Annotated in this window: 14 protein-coding genes and 2 pseudogenes; 12 read left to right on the forward strand and 4 right to left on the reverse strand. The window is 67.7% G+C overall.

Annotation, left to right across the window (positions count from 1 at the left end):
- Positions 1–4 precede the first annotated feature (4 nt).
- The 3 genes from OHT57_RS45760 to OHT57_RS45770 are packed head-to-tail and all read right to left on the reverse strand — an operon-like array spanning position 5 to position 3,244.
- The gene (locus OHT57_RS45760; protein ID WP_328752896.1) at positions 5–913 is read right to left on the reverse strand and encodes a carbohydrate ABC transporter permease; all 909 of its coding nucleotides are present in this window, start codon (positions 911–913) and stop codon (positions 5–7) included.
- 55 nt (positions 914–968) lie between these two features.
- Positions 969–1,883 carry a carbohydrate ABC transporter permease gene (locus OHT57_RS45765; RefSeq protein WP_328752898.1) on the reverse strand — a complete coding sequence of 305 codons (915 nt, stop codon included), beginning with the start codon at positions 1,881–1,883 and terminating at the stop codon, positions 969–971.
- Complete coding sequence (locus OHT57_RS45770; RefSeq protein ID WP_328752899.1) at positions 1,880–3,244, reverse strand: ABC transporter substrate-binding protein; 1,365 nt, start codon at positions 3,242–3,244, stop codon at positions 1,880–1,882. Before OHT57_RS45770 ends, OHT57_RS45765 begins: the two co-directional genes overlap by 4 nt.
- Before the next feature lie 301 nt (positions 3,245–3,545).
- Between OHT57_RS45770 and OHT57_RS45775 the strand changes: the two genes are divergently transcribed.
- Positions 3,546–4,304 carry a FadR/GntR family transcriptional regulator gene (locus OHT57_RS45775; protein ID WP_328752900.1) on the forward strand — a complete coding sequence of 253 codons (759 nt, stop codon included), beginning with the start codon at positions 3,546–3,548 and terminating at the stop codon, positions 4,302–4,304.
- 155 nt (positions 4,305–4,459) lie between these two features.
- Here OHT57_RS45775 and OHT57_RS47625 read toward each other — a convergent pair whose 3' ends face one another.
- The gene (locus OHT57_RS47625; protein WP_443053567.1) at positions 4,460–4,696 is read right to left on the reverse strand and encodes an FCD domain-containing protein; all 237 of its coding nucleotides are present in this window, start codon (positions 4,694–4,696) and stop codon (positions 4,460–4,462) included.
- Positions 4,697–4,734: 38 nt separating this feature from the next.
- Here OHT57_RS47625 and OHT57_RS45780 point away from each other — a divergent pair, with 38 nt between their 5' ends.
- From OHT57_RS45780 to OHT57_RS45830, 11 genes and pseudogenes are all read left to right on the forward strand, one after another.
- The gene (locus OHT57_RS45780) at positions 4,735–5,022 is read left to right on the forward strand and encodes a hypothetical protein (protein ID WP_328752901.1); all 288 of its coding nucleotides are present in this window, start codon (positions 4,735–4,737) and stop codon (positions 5,020–5,022) included.
- A gap of 79 nt (positions 5,023–5,101) precedes the next feature.
- Positions 5,102–5,254 (forward strand): annotated as a pseudogene (locus OHT57_RS45785) (transposase); the annotation flags it as partial.
- Positions 5,232–5,555, forward strand: coding sequence for a DDE-type integrase/transposase/recombinase (locus tag OHT57_RS45790; RefSeq protein ID WP_328752902.1), 324 nt, complete (start codon positions 5,232–5,234; stop codon positions 5,553–5,555). The pseudogene OHT57_RS45785 and the gene OHT57_RS45790, both read left to right, overlap by 23 nt.
- Positions 5,539–5,856 carry an integrase core domain-containing protein gene (locus OHT57_RS45795; protein ID WP_328752903.1) on the forward strand — a complete coding sequence of 106 codons (318 nt, stop codon included), beginning with the start codon at positions 5,539–5,541 and terminating at the stop codon, positions 5,854–5,856. The genes OHT57_RS45790 and OHT57_RS45795 overlap by 17 nt, the downstream gene beginning before the upstream one ends.
- A gap of 933 nt (positions 5,857–6,789) precedes the next feature.
- Positions 6,790–8,205: an arabinofuranosidase catalytic domain-containing protein gene (locus OHT57_RS45800; protein WP_328752904.1), complete on the forward strand. Its 1,416-nt coding sequence runs from the start codon at positions 6,790–6,792 to the stop codon at positions 8,203–8,205.
- Between the two features lie 166 nt (positions 8,206–8,371).
- On the forward strand, positions 8,372–10,819 hold the full coding sequence (locus OHT57_RS45805; RefSeq protein WP_328752905.1) for an RICIN domain-containing protein: 2,448 nt from the start codon (positions 8,372–8,374) through the stop codon (positions 10,817–10,819).
- An 82-nt stretch (positions 10,820–10,901) separates the two neighbouring features.
- Positions 10,902–12,035, forward strand: coding sequence for a ricin-type beta-trefoil lectin domain protein (locus OHT57_RS45810; RefSeq protein ID WP_328752906.1), 1,134 nt, complete (start codon positions 10,902–10,904; stop codon positions 12,033–12,035).
- 78 nt (positions 12,036–12,113) lie between these two features.
- A pseudogene (locus tag OHT57_RS45815) lies at positions 12,114–13,586 on the forward strand (endo-1,4-beta-xylanase); the annotation flags it as partial.
- A gap of 359 nt (positions 13,587–13,945) precedes the next feature.
- Positions 13,946–15,394 carry an arabinofuranosidase catalytic domain-containing protein gene (locus tag OHT57_RS45820; protein ID WP_328753521.1) on the forward strand — a complete coding sequence of 483 codons (1,449 nt, stop codon included), beginning with the start codon at positions 13,946–13,948 and terminating at the stop codon, positions 15,392–15,394.
- A gap of 53 nt (positions 15,395–15,447) precedes the next feature.
- Entirely contained in the window at positions 15,448–17,049 is a 1,602-nt protein-coding gene (locus OHT57_RS45825; protein ID WP_328752907.1) for a glycoside hydrolase family 27 protein, read from the forward strand.
- A gap of 30 nt (positions 17,050–17,079) precedes the next feature.
- Positions 17,080–18,609, forward strand: a complete 1,530-nt coding sequence (locus OHT57_RS45830; RefSeq protein WP_443053568.1) for an arabinofuranosidase catalytic domain-containing protein — start codon at positions 17,080–17,082, stop codon at positions 18,607–18,609.
- The last annotated feature ends 22 nt before the right edge of the window (positions 18,610–18,631 follow it).

Genomic DNA, 18,631 nt, shown 5'->3' on the forward strand with positions numbered 1-18,631 from the left:
GCTGTTACTCCTTGGTGGCGCCGGCGAGCATTCCGCTGACCAGGAAGCGCTGGGCGAACAGGAACACGACGAGTACCGGTGTGATGGCGACCAGCGTGGCCAGTGCCAGTTGCGGGCGTTGGATGGCGAGGTTGCCGACGGTCGGGTTGAACGACGGCACGTTGCTGAGCAGGCTTCCAACGCCCACCTGGATGGGCATCTGGTTGCTGTCGGGGAGCATCACGTAGGGCAGGAAGTAGTTCGTCCAGTTGGCGACGAAGCTGAAGAAGCCCACCAGCGCAATGACCGGGGTGGCCAGTGGCAGCGCGATGTGCCGGAAGACGCCGAACTCCGAGCAGCCGTCCATGCGCGCCGCTGCCAGCAGGTCCTTGGGCACGGCGGTGGTGAAGTAGATGTACGTCAGATACACGCCGAACGGGTAGAACGAGTACGGCAGGATGATCGACCACATCGTGCCGATCAGGCGCACCGCGTTGAGCTCCAGGAACAGCGGCACCACCAGCGTGGCGTTCGGCATCAGCATCACGACCAGGGTCGCGATCAGCAGCGTGCGCCGGCCGCGGAACTCGGTCATCGCCAGCGCGTACCCGGCCGGAATGGCCAGGCCGAGCGTGATGACCAGCGAGATCGCGGCGTAGACGGCGGAGTTGCGCAGCCACAGCAGGATGGCGTCGTCCTGGAAGGCGGTGAGCGCGTGCCAGTTGGCCGACAGGGCGTGCCAGGACCCGAAGGACAGGGGGTTGTCGTGGACCAGCTGCTGGTCGGTCTTGGTCGCCGCGAGCAGCAGCCAGATGACCGGGAGCACGAAGAACACCACGAAGACGACGAGCACCGAGCCCGCCAGCAGCCGCGAGGCCACGTGCCGCTGGGGGCGGCTGCGGTGCCGCGTTTCCCCGTGTCGGCTTGGGCTCATGACGTTCGTATCCCGTTCCGTGCGTGGGGCGCCGGCATGGGGAGTGGGTCGTGTTTCAGTCGGCATCGAAGAACCCCGATCGTGCGACGAAGACACCGGCGACCGACATGCTGACGACCAGGAGTTCCACCGAGACGGCGGCGGCGCCGTTGATGTTGTTCATCTGGAAGGCGAAGTCGTAGGTGAGCTGGTTGAGCGAGTAGTCGCGTCCGGCCACGCCCGTGCTGGCGAGGGAGAGCAGCTGCGGCTCGACGAAGAGCTGGGCGCCGCCCGCGAAGGCCAGGATCACCATGTACACGATCCATTTGCGGAGCATGGGGATCTGCACCCGCCAGGCGGTCTGCCAGCCGTTCGCGCCGTCGATCCGGGCGGCCTCCATGACGTCCTGGGGGATGTTGTTGAGTGCGCCGTACATGACGACGATCCAGCCGCCCGCGCCGGTCCAGAACGCGATGATCGTGAACAGCAGCGCCAGGTTCCCCGGGGCGATGACCTCGCCGAAGGTGTGGAATCCCAGCGTCCCCAGCAGGGAGCTGACCGGGCTGACCGTCGGGTCGAGCATGAACAGCCACACCAGGACGCTCGCGGCGCCGGCGAGGGCGCCGGGGATGTAGTAGAGGAAGCGCAGTGCCTGACTGAGCGGCCCGGAGGACAGTTTGTGCAGGAGCAGCGCCAGGACCACCACGAACACCACGAGGGACAGGAGCCAGAAGACCAGGTACAGGGCCACGTGGCTCAGGGAGTCGACGAAGCGGAAGTCCTGTGCCGTGGTGACGAAGTTGGAGATGCCGGTGAAGGTGCCTCCGGCGTCGGTGAACGCGAAGTAGATGGCGTAACAGGTCGGAAGGACGCCGAAGGCGATCAGCAGCAGTACGTAGCCGGCGACGAATGCCGCGCCTGCCCGGCTCTGCCGGGAGGTGCCGCGAGGGCGCCTGCGGACAGAGCCGGCCGAGGAGTGCGCGACGGTCACTGGGAGACCTTGTAGCCGTTGGACTTGGCGTACTTGACGATCGAGTCCTGCCAGGCGGGCAGCAGCGATTCGATGGTCTTTCCCTGTGTGATGCCGGGCTTGACGGTCGCGGCCCAGATCGCCTCCTGGCTGAACTGTCCCGAGCCCCACTCGGACCACACCTGCGAGGAGGCGTCCTTGAGCGGCGTGAGGTCCCCGGCGAAGTACCCCGAGGCGGCCTGTGCCTTGAGCCAGTTCTCGGCGGCGGGCGCGTAGGCCGGGAAGCCCGGCGCCTTCTCACCCTGGTAGGCGTTGTCGGTGGTGACCCACTTCAGGAAGTCGGTGGCCGACTTGATGTGGCTGGAGTGCTGGGACAGCAGCCAGGTGCCGCCGCCGACGTTGCCGGTGGACGGCGAGGTGTCTCCCTGCCACTGCGGGACAGGTGCCACCGCGATCTGCTTCGCCGGGGTCTTGAGGCCGTCCTTGAACACCGCGCCGCCGTACCACGCCGGGCCCGGCATGAGCAGGACCTTGTCGGCGTTGTTCTTGCCGAAGTCGGTGCTGAAGACGCCGCTGATGGACATGGTCTTGTTCTTGATCAGTACGTCCAGCAGCTTGGCCATCTTGGTGCAGGCCTCGCTGGTGGTGTTGACCGAGACGGACTTGGGGCCGGTGATGTGGTTGGCGCCGCACTTGCTCGCCCACAGGTAGATCTCGGGGGTGAAGGAGTCACCGGCGTCGCCCACGAGGTAGCCGGGGTGCTCCTTGGCGACCTTTTCGCCGAGCGCCTGGAACTCCTCCCAGGTCGTCGGGACCGTGTAGCCGAACTTCTTCAGCAGCGGTGCGTTGTACCAGAGCACCGCCTGGGAGAGGTCGTTGCGCAGGCAGTACAGGGTGCCGTCGACCGTGCAGACGTCGTTGGCGCCCTTGGCGAACCCGCCCAGGGTCGCGTCCGGGATCAGGCCCTTGTTCAGCGGCGCCGCGAAGCCGGCGTCCACCGCCCAGCTCGCCTCGTTGTTCTGGGAACTGAAGACGACGTCCGGCCAGCCCTTTTGGGTGCGGTTGAACAACTGGACCTTCGTCTGGAGGTAGTTCGAGCCGTTCGCGTCGCCGTCGTAGTTGACGATGTCCATCTTCACGTCCGGGTGCGATGCCTGGTACTGCTTCGCGGCGTCCATGCGGGTCGCATCCACCCAGACGGTCAACGCCCCGTCGTTCTGGGCGGCTTGGGCGAAGCCGTCCTTGGTCGTGCCGGTCGTGCCGCCACCGCCGCCACAGGCGGTCACGGTGAGCAGCACGGTGGCGGCACAGCCCGCCAGCAACGCGGCACGCCTCCTGCTGGTCCCTGTCTCCTGGCCGGCCGAGGACTTGTAGACGGACATGAGCGACTCCACTCGGTTTGCGTGAGGCTGACGGCTCTGTCATTACCGCCGCGGAAGAAATTAGCCGCCATACCGAAGAGTCAGTCAAGGGGTGTGTAGGTCTTTTCTTGAGATTCGGCGTGCAGGCCAAGCTGACTACGGCGAGTCATATACGCTGCTAAAACGGCACTAATACTCCTGATTCGTACGCGAATCCGCGATCAAGAGCCCAAAATGAGTACGACTTATTAGATCGCTTGGGTTACGATGAACGCGGTTTAAGGATGATCAGTCGTCGTCGCAGTAGCCGGAGGCAGGACACATGAACGACACGCCCTGCGTGGCGGCAGAGGTGAACGGCGCGGACGAGCGGCGCGACTACCGGCCCGGATACGAGGTCGTGGCGGAGCGGATCATCGCGTTCATCGCCGAATCGCGCCTGGTCCCCGGCGACCGGATCCCCACCGAGAAGGACCTGGCCCAGCAGCTGGGCATCGGCCGGGGTGTTGTCCGAGATGCCGTGAAGATCCTCTCGGCGCTCGGCCGGGTGCGGGCGCACAAGGGCCGCGGACTGTTCGTCGCGGACGACGACGGCATGCTGATCAGCAGTCGCCGGGGCGGCTTCTTCCGTCCCGTGGACCTCGATCACGTGCTGATGCTGTTCGAGTTCCGCCGGGTTCAGGAGACGGCTGCCGCACAGCTCGCGGCCACTCGGGCCACGCCCGCCGAACTGCACACCATCGAGGTGGCCATGCAGCAGTGCCGGCACGGCTACGTCCACGGCGAGATCGACGTCTTCAACCAGGCGGACGACGATTTCCACGCGGCGGTGGCCGCGGCTTCGCACAACACCTTTCTCGGCAACGCGGTGCGCGACGCCCGCCGACTGCAGCGTCAGTCCAGCGCGATCGTCCACGACACCTTCGGCGAGGGCACCGCGGCCGCGGTCGAGGAGCATGAGGCGATCTACCGCGCCATTCGCGACGGCCGCCCCGACGAGGCCGCCGAGGCCACGGCCGTCCACCTCGACCGGACGCTGGAAGACTACCGACGAGAGATCCAGCGACGCCTGTTCGGCTGACCGTTGCGCCGGCGCATGCCTGGCAGCTGTCAGAAGGTGATGAGTCGCCGGCCCTGATCGTCGATACCGGCGACCGGCCATTCAGCGATCGGCCGGCGGCATGACCGGAGAACCCAGCCTGTTGGTGCCGGCGGACCTGGGGCCCGTCGGTGACGTCACGGCTGCGGGGCCGGTCGGCGGCTCGCCCATGCCCGAGCGATGAACTCGCGCATCGCGAGGGCGGCTTCCGCGGCGTCACGATGGTGGAGCAGCTCGAGTATGGCCACGTGCTCGCCCAGTGACACGGTCAAGCCGTCGCGGGTTGAGTGACCGTTGTAGAGGCGTGACAGGCGGGCCTTGCCGTGAACGCTGCGGATGATCGCTTGACCCAGGAGGTTCCTGGAAGCCCTCATGATCGCGCCTGCGGCGACTCGCGTGAGATCATCCGTCCATGAGCAGCGATCTGGAAGTAAGTGCTCTGGCGATCAATGTCGTGATCCCGCAGGCGCTCCGCTGGACGGACACTCGACGCGGTGAAGCATTCACGCTGACCACGCTCAACGTTCGGCTCCTCCCGGACGGTCACCTCGCTGTGAAGGCCTATGGCAGACCAGTCGCTGGTGGTCGGGGCGCATATGTCTCGTTCCCAGTCCCCGATAAACCCGAACTGGCGGCCCTGGTCTCTGACGCTGCCAGCCATGCCGGGGCGTTGTGGGCTGCTCATCGTGGTCTCGACTGATCGTAGGTCGCATATAGGGCCGTGATCATTCTGCGGGAGCTGCCCTCGCGCCGGGGCCTGAACCGGTAGATCTCCTTGCGTGACGCCAGTGCAACTGACTGACAGGGAATGGGAGTTCATCGGGCCGTACCTGCCGATTGGCGAGTACGGCCCCTACCCCGAGCGGCTGCGGCAGCAGTTCGAGGGTGTGATCTGGCGGTTCAAGACCGATGGGCAGTGGCGGGAGATGCCCATCACGCGGAGGTTCTCCATCACCGACATCCGCCTGCGCAGACGCGTCCGCACCACCGTCGCGGACCCGGCCACCTCACCGGTTCCCGGAACTGTTCCAGCGGGACTTCACCGCCGCCGAACCAGGACGCTTGTACATGGGCGACATCACGTATCTCCCGCTCGCAGGCGGGGAGTTCCTCTATCTCGCGACTGTGCTGGACTGCTTCAGCCGCAAGGTCGTCGGCTGGCGGACACCCGACGAGGTCTTCGAAGAGCAGCTACGCTCGCTGCAACAGCCCGGTGTTGCAACGACTGGTTGAACTCGCCCAGTACGGATCGAGGGCCTTCGCCGGCCTCTGCGATCAGCTCGGCCTCGCCCGGTTGATGGGCGCGGTCGGCACCAGCGCCGACAACGCGGCCTGCGAAAGCTTGCACGTGTCCCTGAAATGCGAGACCCTCCAGGGTGCCCACGACTACGGTGACCCCGGCGCCTGCAGAAGGACGGTATGTGCCTGGCTGACCTGCTACAACACCCGCCGTCGGCACTCCGCCAACGGCCACCTCAGCCCCAACGAATACGAACGTCGACGGCACACCGCTGAACTCACGCTCGCCGCGTGATCAATAACCGCGTGCCCACCTTCACGTTGGAAGGCCCGGGCTTGCCGCGCCCCGCGGACTCGTCACCTTTGCGCCACAGTGCCGTAGCGCTCTACTGCCGCACTGAAGCCGAACACCCAGAACGCCCGACCGCAACGAGTACGCAGGGAGTAACACGCCTGACTGCCGGGCCCGTCACGCCCCTCGGCGTCGCACACCTTCCGTGGCCGGAATCGAATCGGTTCCACGCAAGCGCTTCGACGGGATGCTGCGACCGGCGGAACATGGGGTCAATGACGTGCCGCACAGCGAAGGCGGTGCCCACGCACGGGTGAAGGGCCGGCGCATCAGCCGATTCGGTGCGTGCTGACCCCTCGTCAGCCATATTCGACGGCCACGTTCCTGCTCAGCGCCGTTGCAGGGGTGCGCCCGAGCGAGCGGAGCCCGGCCGTCGATCGGACCCCCGCGACCCGCCGCGCCGCCCCGACGACAGCGCGCACCACCGCTCGTCCACCCTCACGCCGAACCTGCCTGAGGGGCCCGGTGGAAGGGAATCCGGGAAGATCGGCGATCGAACCGATTCCGCGCAGGAGTCGGACAGAGGATGTCCGGACTCTTGACAGCCCTACGGAATCGGGAGCACCGTCTCCCCCCGAAACCTCTCTGCAATCCCACTGCAAGAACGGCACCTTCAAGCGCTGCCGCATGTGTCAGCGCTCCCAGCACAGAACCCGACTGGATCCGCTGGCACGGTAGGGAGATCGGATGGGAACGACAGGTACCACAGGGACCGAACGCCACGCGCTGTTCGGGCGCGGTGGCGTCCAACGACTGCTCGCTGCGATACGGCGCCGCGGAAGGCCGGGAAATGGGCCGGACCAGGCATCTGTCCGTTCGTGGGAGCGCTCCCGCACCTCTACGCCGAAAACATTCGCCCGGGCGGGGGCCGCGGCCGTGCTCGCCGTCGGCGCGCTGGCCGGCGCCACGGCCACGACCGGGACGGCCCGCGCCGCCACCTCCGGACCGTGTGATCTCTACGCGGCCGGCGGAACGCCCTGTGTGGCGGCCCACAGCACGACACGCGCGCTGTACGCCTCGTACAACGGGCCGCTCTACCAGGTCCGGCGCGCCTCGGACAACACCACCCGCGACGTCGGCGTTCTGAGTGCGGGCGGGTACGTCGATGCCGCCGCGCAGGACTCGTTCTGCTCGGGGACGACCTGTCTGATCTCGATCATCTACGACCAGTCCGGTCGCGCAAACAACCTGACCCAGGCGCCCGGCGGCGGTGCCGCGGGTGGTCCCGACAACCTCGCGAACGCGACGGCCGCGCCCACCACGGTGGGCGGTCACAAGGCCTACGGCGTCTTCGTGGCACCCGGTACGGGATACCGCAACAACCACACCAACGGCATCGCGACCGGGGACAACCCCGAGGGCATGTACGCGATCTTCGACGGCACGCACTACAACGGCGGCTGCTGCTTCGACTACGGCAATGCCGAGACGGACAGCAACGACGACGGCAACGGCACCATGGAGGCCATCTACTTCGGCAATATCAAGGTCTGGGGCTACGGTGCGGGCAATGGCCCCTGGGTCATGGCCGACCTGGAGAACGGCCTGTTCTCCGGGGTGAACCAGCACTACAACGCGAACGACCCGACGATCAACTACCGGTACACGACCGCCATCGTCAAAGGCGGCCCGAACCACTGGGCGATCCGCGGTGGCAACGCGCAGTCGGGCAGCCTGTCCACGTTCTACGACGGTCCGCGCCCCAATGTCGCGGGCTACAACCCGATGCGGAAGCAGGGCGCCATCATCCTGGGCATCGGTGGTGACAACAGCAAGGGCGCCCAAGGCACCTTCTATGAGGGCGTGATGACCTCCGGCTACCCGTCGGACGCCACCGAGAACGCGGTTCAGGCCAACATCACCGCGGCCGGATACAGCAATTCGACCGGCGGGACGGGCACCGGCGCCCTGCACGCGGTGGGCGCGGGCAAGTGCCTGGACGTCCCGAATTCGTCCACCACGGCCGGCACGCAGTTGCAGATCTGGGACTGCAGCGGTGGCGCCAACCAGAGCTGGACGCGCACCTCCGCCAACCAGTTGACCGTATACAGCGGCAGCAGCCAGCTGTGCCTGGACGCGTACAACAACCAGACCACCGCCGGCACCAAGGTGGTGACCTGGCCGTGCAACGGCGGCGCCAACCAGCAGTGGCAGCTGAACTCCGACGGCAGCGTCACCGGCACTCAGTCCGGACTCTGCCTCGACGTCACCGGTGCCTCCACGGCCAACGGCGCCTTGGCCGAACTGTGGACCTGCAACGGCGGTTCCAACCAGCGATGGAACCTCAGCTGAGAGGAACGGCTCCAGCTCTCCGCCGGACACGGGCCTTCGCCGGCCCAACGCCCGTGACCCGCTCCCTCGCCCCAGCCGGAGGGGGCTGGTCATGCAGGCGGCCCCGGCGGCCGAACAACCACTGGGCCCCACACCAGGCGCCACCGCCCCCCACTGGAGGATGACGATGTCCGGAGCCAGAGCGCTCCGCGGCCTTTGGGCCGCCCCCGTAGCTCTGTTCGCCCTACTCGCCGCGAGCCTGCCCATGGCCGGGGCCGCGTTCGCCGTACCGGCCGAGCGCCAGGCAGCGGCCGCCGACCTGTACGTGGCCCCGGGTGCGGCTCCCGGCGGGAACGGCACCGCTGAGCAGCCGTTCGCGACGATCGACCAGGCGCGGCAGCCCGCGCACCGGCTCTCGGCCGATTCTGACGTCGTGGTCCACCTGGCCGGTGGCACCTACCGGCAGTCCAAGCCGCTGACCTTCGGCTCCGGCGACGGCGGCCAGAACGGCCACACGATCACCTACCAGGCCATGGCCGGGCAGCAGCCGGTCGTGAGCGGCGCCCAGCAGATATCTGGTTGGCAGGTGCATGATCAGAACAGCAACATCTGGTCGGCCCACGTCGGCACCGACGTCAATACGCGTCAGCTGTACGTGAACGGCAAGCAGGCACCGCGCGCGGCGATCCAGGTGCCCCGCTCCGGCTTCACCTTCACCCAGACCGGCCTGACTGCCATCGACTCCTCCCTCGACTACCTGGCCGGTCTCTCCGACCAGAGCCACATGGAAGTCGAGAGCCTCAACTCCTTCACCGACCGCTACGCGCCGGTCCAGTCGATCAGCGGCAGGACCATCACCATGCAGCAGCCCGCATGGAACAACAACTCCTGGGGCTACGACACCATCAACGCGCCGTTCGCCGGCGGGACCATGTACCTGGAGAACAACTACGCCTTCCTCAAGCAAGCCGGGCAGTGGTACCTCGACTCGTCCACCGGCGACCTCTACTACCGGGCCCAGTCGGGGCAGAACCCGAACAGCCTCGACGTCGAACTGCCCCGGCTGCAGAGCCTGTTGGGCATCAGTGGCAGCTACGGCTCACCCGCGACCGGCCTCGGATTCACCGGCATCCGGTTCACCGGGACCTCCTGGCTGGGCCCGAGCGGACCCGACGGATACGCGGACCAGCAGAGCGGCGCGCACATCACTGGTGCCTACGCGATGCCCGCCAACTGGCTGAGCACCTGCAAGTCGGGGTGCACACAGTTCGAGGCCACCCGGAACCACTGGGTGCAGATGCCCGCGGCCGTCCAGGTCTCCGCCGCCACCGGCATCACGTTCTCGGGTGACACGTTCTCCGAACTCGGGCAGGCCGGACTGGGCGTGGGCAACGACGGCGTCGCCACGGCCTCCGGCACCGGACTCGGGGCGAACGGCGTCACCGTCACCGGCAACACGTTCACCGACCTCGCCGGCAGCGGCATCCAGGTCGGCGGGATCCAGCCGGACGCGCACCACCCCGCCAACCCGCAGATGACCAACCAGAACATCACCATCAGCAACAACAAGGTCAGCGGGGTGGGCACCGACTACAAGGAGACCGCGGGAATCCTGTCCACCTACGTCACGAACGCGACGATCACCCACAACCAGTGCGACCACCTGCCCTACGACGGGATCGACATCGGCTGGGGCTGGGGGATGAACGACCCGGGCGGCAGTCAGGACTACGTCAACCGGGGCACGTACACCTACCAGCCGATCTACAGCACTCCCACGACGCTGAAGAACAACACCGTCTCCCACAACCTGGTCTTCGACACCAAGAACGCGATGTTCGACGGCGGCAGCATCTACAGCCTGTCCGCGGCCCCCGGCTCGGTGATCTCCGACAACTACATGTACGACAACAACCGCACCACCGCCCTGTACCTCGACGAGGGCTCCCGCTACCTGAAGGTGTCCGCCAACGTGGTGCAGGACGCGGGCAACTGGGCGCTCACCAACGCCAACGCCAACAACCACACCGACGACAGCACGTTCTCCGGCAACTGGTACAACGGCGGCAACACCTACGTGGCCACCGGCCCTCCGCACAACAACGTGCTCACCGGCAACGTCCTGGTCAGCGGCACCAACTGGCCTCAGGGCGCCCGAGACGTCATCCAGCAGGCGGGCGTCCAGTCCTCGGGCGGCGGCGGCTTTCCCACGGGCCAACACCAGTTGGTGATCGGCAGCAACAGCCTGTGCCTGGACGTGTACGGCAACTCCACCAGCGCGGGCGCCGCGATCGACCAGTGGACCTGCAACGGGCAGAGCAACCAGCAATTCGAGTTCGTGCCGGGCTCGGGCGGCTACGGGCAACTGCGCGCGCAGAGCTCCGGACAGGTCGTGGCGGTGGCGGGCGGCTCCACGACCGCCGGTACGCCGAACATCGTGCAGCAGGCCGCGAGCGGAGCGTCCAGCACTCTGTGGCTGCCGGTGGCGCAGACCGACGGCTCGTACTCCTTCAGGAACCAGAGCAGCGGTCTGTGCCTGGACGTCTACGGCGGCGGCAGCAACCTGGGCCAACAACTGGACCAGTGGCAGTGCAAGAACGCACCCGGCACCAACCAGGACTTCACCCCCCGCTGACCTGCTCGCGCCTCTGGAGCGCCTGCACGGACCGGCGGTTCGTTCACCCCCACCCACTGTCCCCACCCAGTGAGGAACACTGATGATGAAGTACTGGGCACCCTTGGCCGCGGCGCTGGCGGTCGCCCTCGGAATGGGCGCCGCGTGGCCCGCCGCGGCCGCCGCCGCCGAGGCGCCGCACTCCGCAACGCTGGCCGCCGCGCCCACGCCCCTGCGGCTGATGCCGTTGGGCGACTCGATCACCTGGGGCGTCGGCAGCTCCTCCGGGAACAGCTACCGGTCCTTTCTTGCGAACAAGCTGACGGCCGAGGGACACACCTTGGACTTCGTCGGCTCGGGGCGCAACGGCACCATGTCCGACCCGGACAACGAGGGCCACTCCGGCTGGCGGATCGACCAGATCGCCGGCATCGCGGACTCCGTGCTGGCCCGTTACCGGCCGAACGTGGTCACCCTGGAGATCGGCACCAACGACCTCAACGGCAGCTACCAGATCCCGACCGCGGCCGACCGGCTCCGCGCGCTCATCGACCAGATCACCAGAGCCACACCCGACGCGACCGTGCTCGTCGGCACCGTGATCATCTCCACCAGCGGCACCGAGGAGGCCAACCGGCCCGCGTTCAACGCCAAGTTGCCCGGGATCGTCCAGGCCGAGCAGGCTGCCGGCAAGCACGTACGTCTGGTGGACATGAGCGCCCTGACCGCCGCGGACCTGTCCGACGCCCTGCACCCCAACGACAGCGGCTTCATCAAGATGGCGGACGCTTTCAACGCGGGGATCCAGGCCGCGGACGCGGCAGGCTGGATCAAGCCGCCGGATTCCGCGGTCGGGCAGGTGCGTTCCGGGATCGCGGGGCAGTGCCTGGGGGTGGGCGGCGGCAACAGCGCCAACGGGACCGCCGCGGAGATCCGGTCCTGTGACGGCTCCGCCGCGCAAACGTGGTCCGCGCGCTCCGACGGCACCCTGCGGGCGCTCGGGAAGTGCCTCGACGCCACCGGCCGCGGTACCGCCAACGGCACCAAGATCGAGATCTGGGACTGCAACGGCGGAACCAACCAGCAATGGCAGACGTACAACGGCGGCTACCGCAATCCGGTCTCCGGACGCTGCCTCGACGACCCCGGCGCGTCCACCACCGACGGTACGCAACTGGCCCTGTGGGACTGCAACGGCGGCGCCAACCAGCAGTGGACCGCTCTGCCGGTCACCTGAACCCCGTGACCCCACTCCACCGCGGCACCGTCTCGTGACCGGTGTCCGCCTCCCCACACAAAAGGAGAATGATTCCTCATGTCCTGGCTCAATGTAGAGCCCCAACTCCGCAAGGCCCTGGCCGCGGCCACCGGTTTGATAGCCGGCACCGTACTGGCCCTGGCCGGGCCGGCGAGCCCCGCCGCACACGCGGCCTCCAGCACGCTGGGCGCGGCCGCGGCCGACAGCGGCCGCTATTTCGGCACAGCCGTGCCTGCCGGGAAACTCGGCAACTCGACGTACTCCACGATTCTCGACCGGGAATTCAACATGATCACCCCGGAGAACGAGATGAAGTGGGACACCATCGAACCGTCCCGCGGCAACTTCAACTTCGGCCCGGCCGACCAGATCGTCAATCACGCCATCGCGCACGGTCAACGGATGCGCGGCCACACCACGGTGTGGTACCAGCAACTGCCCGGCTGGGTCAGCTCCATCAGGGACGCGAACACGCTGCGCAGCGTGATGAACAACCACATCACCACCGAGATGAACCACTACAAGGGCAAGATCTACGCCTGGGACGTGGTCAACGAGGCCTTTGCCGACAACGGCAGCGGCCAGCAGCGCAGTTCGGTGTTCCATGACGTGCTGGGCAATGGCTTCATCGAGGAGGCGTTCCGCACCGCGCGGGCCGCCGACCCTGCGGCCAAGCTCTGCTACAACGACTACAACATCGAGAACTGGACCGACGCCAAGACCCAGGGCGTCTACAACATGGTCAAGGACTTCAAGGCGCGCGGTGTGCCCATCGACTGCGTCGGCCTCCAGAGCCACTTCGGCGCCGGTGGCCCGCCCGCCAGTTTCCAGACCACCCTGTCCAACTTCGCCGCCCTCGGCGTCGACGTCCAGATCACCGAACTCGACATCGCCCAGGCCTCGTCGACGGCCTACGCGAACACGGTCAGGGCCTGCATGAACGTCGCCCGCTGCACCGGCATCACGGTGTGGGGGATCAGGGACAGCGACTCGTGGCGGACCGGGGAGAACCCGCTGCTGTTCGACAACAACGGCAACAAGAAGCCGGCCTACGACGCCTCCCTGTCCGCGCTCGGCGGCGGTACGGGCAACCCGGGCGGCGGCATCGTCTCGGGCCAGGTGTACTCGCTGAGCGATGTCGCCGCGGGGCGGGTGCTGGACGTGCCGGGCGGACAGACGGCGAACGGCACCACCGTGCAGATCTGGGACGCCAACGGCACTGCAGCGAATCAGCAGTGGCGGGCGAGTCAGAACAGCGACGGCTCCTACACGCTGACGAACATCGCCAGCGGGCGGGTCCTCGACGAGCCCGGCGGCCAGACGGGCAACGGCACCCGGATGGCGATCTGGGACTCCAACGGCGGTGCGAACCAGCACTGGCGGGCGAGCGTCAACGGCGACGGTTCGTACACCCTGATCAACGTCGCCTCGGGCCGGGCGCTGGAGGTCCCCAGCGGGCAGACCGGCAACGGGGCCCCGGTCCAGATCTGGGACTCCAACGGCGGCGCCAACCAGCACTGGAACTTCAAGTGAGGTGACCCGGAACGAACACCCCGCGTCCGGCACGGCGGCCGTCGCCGGACGCGGGTTCCGGCATGCCCTCATAACGGACTGACCAGGGGCAATACATGGGATGGATCAGAATTCAATTGGGAGCGCCGGGCGTATTGACTCTATGAGAGGCCTATGGAATCACTATGACATGGGATGTCTGAGTGTTTCCTGTGGGTGCTATCGAGTGCCCCGCCACCATCCCGTTCGGTCAGGCACAGCACCCTCTGTCCCCTTCCCCCACATCCCCGAGGAACAGAATGCGGCCTTCACCCTCTTCCCTTCGCAGTCCTGCGGCTCGCAGACCACGCTTGCCGGCGTTCGCCGCCGTAGGCGTGATGGCGCTGCTGGCCATGATGCTGGCGACATCGCAGACATGGTCCGCACCGGCCCCCGCCCTCGCATCGACACCGGCGCCCTTGGTGAGTTCGGCGTCGGGGCGGTGTCTGGACGTCAAGGGCAATGTCGATGCGCCGGGAACGGCGCTGGACATCCAGGACTGTGACAACCAGCCGAACCAGGCGTTCGAGTTCACCTCGGCGGGCGAGCTGAGGACGATGAGCGGCACCCGCTGTGCGGACGCCTACGACAACCGGACCGCGCCGGGAACCCCGGTGATCATCTGGTCGTGCAACGGGCAGCCGAACCAGGCGTGGCGACAGAACTCCGACGGCTCCGTCACCGGTCTCCAGTCCGGCCTGTGTCTGGACGTCAACGGGGCGGGCACGGCCAACGGCACCGCCGTCATCCTGTGGACCTGCAACGGCCAGAGCAACCAGAAGTGGAGCACCCCGACACCGCCACCTCCGCCGCCGACCGGCGGGTCGGGCCCGTGCGACCTCTACTCCACGGGCGGTACGCCGTGCGTGGCCGCGCACAGCACCGTGCGGGCGCTCTACGGGTCGTACAGCGGCAGCCTGTACCAGGTCAGGCGCGCCTCGGACAACACGACCAGGAACATCGGTGTGCGGGCGGCCGGCGGGTTCGCCGACGCGGCGGTGCAGGACTCGTTCTGCGGGGGCACCTCCTGCGTGATCACGGTCGTCTACGACCAGTCCGGACGCGGCAACGACCTGTGGTACCAGGGATCGGCCCAGGTACCGGGGTCGAGTCAGAGCAGTCCCGCGAAGGCGACCTCGGAGTCACTGACCGCTGGGGGCACCAAGGCGTACTCGCTGTACATCAATCCCGGGAACAGCTACTGGCGGGACGGTCATCTGACGGGCGTGCCGACCGGCAGCGCGCCCGAAGGGGCGTACATGGTGACCAGCGGCACGCACGTCAACAGCGGCTGCTGCTTCGACTACGGCAACAGCGAGACGACCCGGAAGGCCGACGCGGCCGGGGCGATGGACGCGATCAACTTCGGCACCCAGTGCTGGTTCGGCGGCTGCTCGGGAAGCGGTCCCTGGGTCCAGGCCGACCTCGAATGGGGCCTGTACTCCGGGGGCAGCCAGTCCTGGAACAGCAACCAGCGGGCCTTTTCCGTCAAGTTCGTCACCGCGATGCTGAAGAACAACGGGACGTCGAGGTTCGCCCTGAAGGGCGGCAACGCGCAGTCCGGCAGCCTGACCACCCTGTGGGACGGCGGACTTCCCGGCGGATACAGCCCGATGAAGAAGCAGGGCGCCATCGTCCTCGGCAGCGGCGGTGACTGCTGCAAGCCCGGTGGTGGCGCCAACCTGAGCGCCGGCACCTTCTACGAGGGGGCCATCGTCGCCGGCTACCCCTCCGACGCGACCGACAACGCGGTGCAGGCCAACATCACCGCGGCCGGGTACCGCTGAGTCCTTCTGTCCCACGGCGAGTTCTGCCGCAACTCGGCCCAGGAGTTAATGACATGCGCATGATCACCCGAATATTGGCGGTCGCGTTCTCCATCGCGCTGTTCTGCATGGGCGTACCCCTCGTCTGTCTCGGCACGGCGCAGCCCGCCGCCGCGCTGGGCAACGGGCTGGCACTCACCCCGCAGATGGGCTTCAACGACTGGAACGCGTACGGCTGCAACGTCTCCGAATCGCTGATCAAGTCCACCGCGCAGGCGATGCACACCAACGGCATGCAGGCAGCGGGCTACTCCTACGTCAACATCGACGACTGCTGGATGACCCACAACCGCGATTCCGGCGGCCGTCTGGTGCCGGACCCGGCCAAGTTCCCCGACGGCATCAAGGGCACCGCCGACTACGTGCACTCCCTGGGGCTGAAGCTGGGGATCTACGAGGACGCGGGCACCGCGACCTGCGCCGGGTATCCGGGCAGCCTGGGGCACGAGAGCACGGACGCCCAGTCGTTCGCGTCGTGGGGCGTGGACTACCTGAAGTACGACAACTGCAACAACAACGGGGTCTCCGCGCAGAGCCGGTACACCGCGATGCGGGACGCCCTGGCGGCCACCGGCCGGCCGATCCTGTACAGCCTGTGCAACTGGGGCCAGGACACCGTGTGGACCTGGGGCGCGGGCGTGGGCAACAGCTGGCGCACCACCGGGGACATCAGCGCCAACTTCGCCAGCATGCTGTCCATCTTCCACAGCAACGTGGGACTCGCTTCCTACGCGGGACCGGGCCACTGGAACGACCCGGACATGCTGGAGGTCGGCAACGGCTCGATGACGGCCACCGAGAGCCGCAGCGAGTTCAGCCTGTGGGCGGAGATGGCCGCACCGCTGATCGCGGGCACCAACATCCCTTCGGCCAGTGCGGAGACCCTGTCCACACTGACCAACTCCCGGGTGATCGCGGTCGACCAGGACCCCCTCGGCAAGCAGGGCACCATGGTCTCCTCCTCGGGCGGCCGGGACGTGCTGGCCAAGCCCCTGGCCAACGGAGACGTGTCGGTGGCGCTGTTCAACGAGACGGGCTCGACAGCGACCATCTCCACGACCGCGGCCGCGATCGGCAAGACCGGGGCGTCCGCCTACACCCTGACCGACCTGTGGTCGGGGGCGTCCTCCACCACCTCGGGCACGATCAGTGCCTCGGTCCCTGCGCACGGCACCGTGATGTACCGGGTCGCGGGCGGCACCAGCGGCGGCGGCACCAGCGTGACCGGCGCGGTGCACGCGGTGGGCGCGGGCAAGTGCCTGGACGTACCCAACTCGACCAGGACCGCCGGCACCCAGGTGCAGATCTGGAGCTGCAACGGCGGTGCCAACCAGACATGGACGCACTCCGCGTCCGACCAGTTGACCGTCTACTCCGGCAGCGACCAGATGTGCCTGGACGCCTACAACAACCAGACCACTCCGGGCACGAAGGTGGAGATCTGGTCGTGCAACGGCCAGAGCAACCAGCAGTGGACGCTGAACGCCAACGGCACGATCACCGGCGTCCAGTCGGGCCTGTGCCTGGACGTCGCCGCAGGGGCCACCGCCGACGGAACCCTCGCCGAGCTGCGGACCTGCAACGGCGCCAGCAGCCAGCGGTGGACGTTGGGATGACTCCGCATTCGAACCCAGGAGGAGGTCTCCATGCTCGAACCAACCGGTGATCGCCGAAGCAGGCGATGGAAAGCCGTGCTCCTTGTTGCCCTGGCGATGGTGGTGGCCGCGTTCGGCGCACCGGCGTTCGCCACGTCTCCGCGGGCCGGTACGGCGGTCGTCGCCCACCCGGCGGCCCACAGCGCGGCGGACGTGTCGCTCCCGTGCGACCTCTACGCCGCGGGCGGTACGCCCTGCGTGACGGCACACGCCACGACCAGGGCGCTCTACGCCGCCTACAACGGCCCGCTGTACCAGATCCAGCGGGCCTCCGACCACAGCTACCGCGACATCGGAGTGCTCGGTGCCGGCGGATACGCGGACAGTGCCTCCCAGGTGTCGTTCTGCTCGGGCACGTCCTGCACGATCACGAAGATCTACGACCAGAGCGCCCGGCACAACGACATGCCGATCTCCTGGGGCGGCTACTGGAAGGGGCCCGGGCCGGGCGGTTCCGACGTAGGCGCGGACGCCATGGCCCTGCCGGTGACCGCCGCCGGCCACCAGGTGTTCGGCGTCAAGGTCACACCCGGCGTCGGCTACCGGATCGACCACGCGAGCGGGGTGCCCACCGGGGCCCAGCCCGAAGGCATCTACATGGTCACCTCGTCGAACTACACCAGCCAGTGGTGCTGCTTCGACTACGGCAGCGGTGAGAACTCCCACACCGACACCGGCAACGCCACCATGAACGCCATCTACTGGGGCACCGCCTGCTGGTTCGGCGGCTGCACCGGCACCGGCCCGTGGGTCGAGGCCGACCTGGAGAACGGCATGTTCCACACCAACACCGGCTCCAACAAGGACCCGAACAACCAGGGCGTGCACTACCCGTTCGTCAGCGCGTGGCTGAAGAACAACGGCACCAGCAACTTCACTCTCAAATACGGCAACGGCGCGAGCGGCGGCCTGACCACCACCTACTCCGGACCCCTGCCGAACGGCTACTCACCGATGAAGGTCGACAGTTCGGTCCTGCTCGGCACCGGGGGCGACAACAGCCCCAACGGCGTGGGCGAGTTCTTCGAGGGCGCGATCACGGCGGGCTATCCCTCCGACGCCACCGAGAACGCCGTCCAGTCCGCCGTCACCGCGGCCGGCTACGGCGCAGGGGGCGGCGGCGGTACGTCGACCGCGCTGCACGCGGTCGGCGCGGGCAAGTGCCTGGAGGTGCCGGGCGCGTCCACGACCCCGGGCACGCAGACGCAGATCCGGGACTGCACCGGAGCGGCGCAACAGACCTGGTCCCGGACCGACTCCCGCGAGCTCGCCGTGTCCTCCGGCAGCAGCCGGCTGTGCCTGGACGCCTCCAACCAAGGCGCCAGCCCCGGCACCAAGGTCATCACCTGGACCTGCAACGGCCAGGCCAACCAGCAGTGGAACGTCAACGCCAACGGCACCGTCACCAGCGCCCAGTCCGGCCTGTGCCTGGACGTGACCGGCGCCGCCACCGCCAACGGCACCCCCGTCGAACTGTGGACCTGCAACGGCGGATCCAACCAGCAGTGGTCACTGAACTGACCCCGTGACACGTGACCCAGGA

It is taken from the genome of Streptomyces sp. NBC_00285 (assembly GCF_036174265.1).
GTDB lineage: Bacteria > Actinomycetota > Actinomycetes > Streptomycetales > Streptomycetaceae > Streptomyces.

Excerpts from the sequence above, each read along its gene's own strand:
- OHT57_RS45760 (WP_328752896.1), bottom strand. The coding sequence starts at position 913 with ATGAGCCCAAGCCGACACGGGGAAACGCGGCACCGCAGCCGCCCCCAG.
- OHT57_RS45770 (WP_328752899.1), bottom strand. The coding sequence starts at position 3,244 with ATGTCCGTCTACAAGTCCTCGGCCGGCCAGGAGACAGGGACCAGCAGG.
- OHT57_RS45775 (WP_328752900.1), top strand. The coding sequence starts at position 3,546 with ATGAACGACACGCCCTGCGTGGCGGCAGAGGTGAACGGCGCGGACGAG.
- OHT57_RS47625 (WP_443053567.1), bottom strand. The coding sequence starts at position 4,696 with ATGAGGGCTTCCAGGAACCTCCTGGGTCAAGCGATCATCCGCAGCGTT.
- OHT57_RS45780 (WP_328752901.1), top strand. The coding sequence starts at position 4,735 with ATGAGCAGCGATCTGGAAGTAAGTGCTCTGGCGATCAATGTCGTGATC.
- OHT57_RS45790 (WP_328752902.1), top strand. The coding sequence starts at position 5,232 with ATGGGCAGTGGCGGGAGATGCCCATCACGCGGAGGTTCTCCATCACCG.
- OHT57_RS45805 (WP_328752905.1), top strand. The coding sequence starts at position 8,372 with ATGTCCGGAGCCAGAGCGCTCCGCGGCCTTTGGGCCGCCCCCGTAGCT.
- OHT57_RS45810 (WP_328752906.1), top strand. The coding sequence starts at position 10,902 with ATGATGAAGTACTGGGCACCCTTGGCCGCGGCGCTGGCGGTCGCCCTC.
- OHT57_RS45820 (WP_328753521.1), top strand. The coding sequence starts at position 13,946 with ATGGCGCTGCTGGCCATGATGCTGGCGACATCGCAGACATGGTCCGCA.
- OHT57_RS45825 (WP_328752907.1), top strand. The coding sequence starts at position 15,448 with ATGCGCATGATCACCCGAATATTGGCGGTCGCGTTCTCCATCGCGCTG.
- OHT57_RS45830 (WP_443053568.1), top strand. The coding sequence starts at position 17,080 with ATGCTCGAACCAACCGGTGATCGCCGAAGCAGGCGATGGAAAGCCGTG.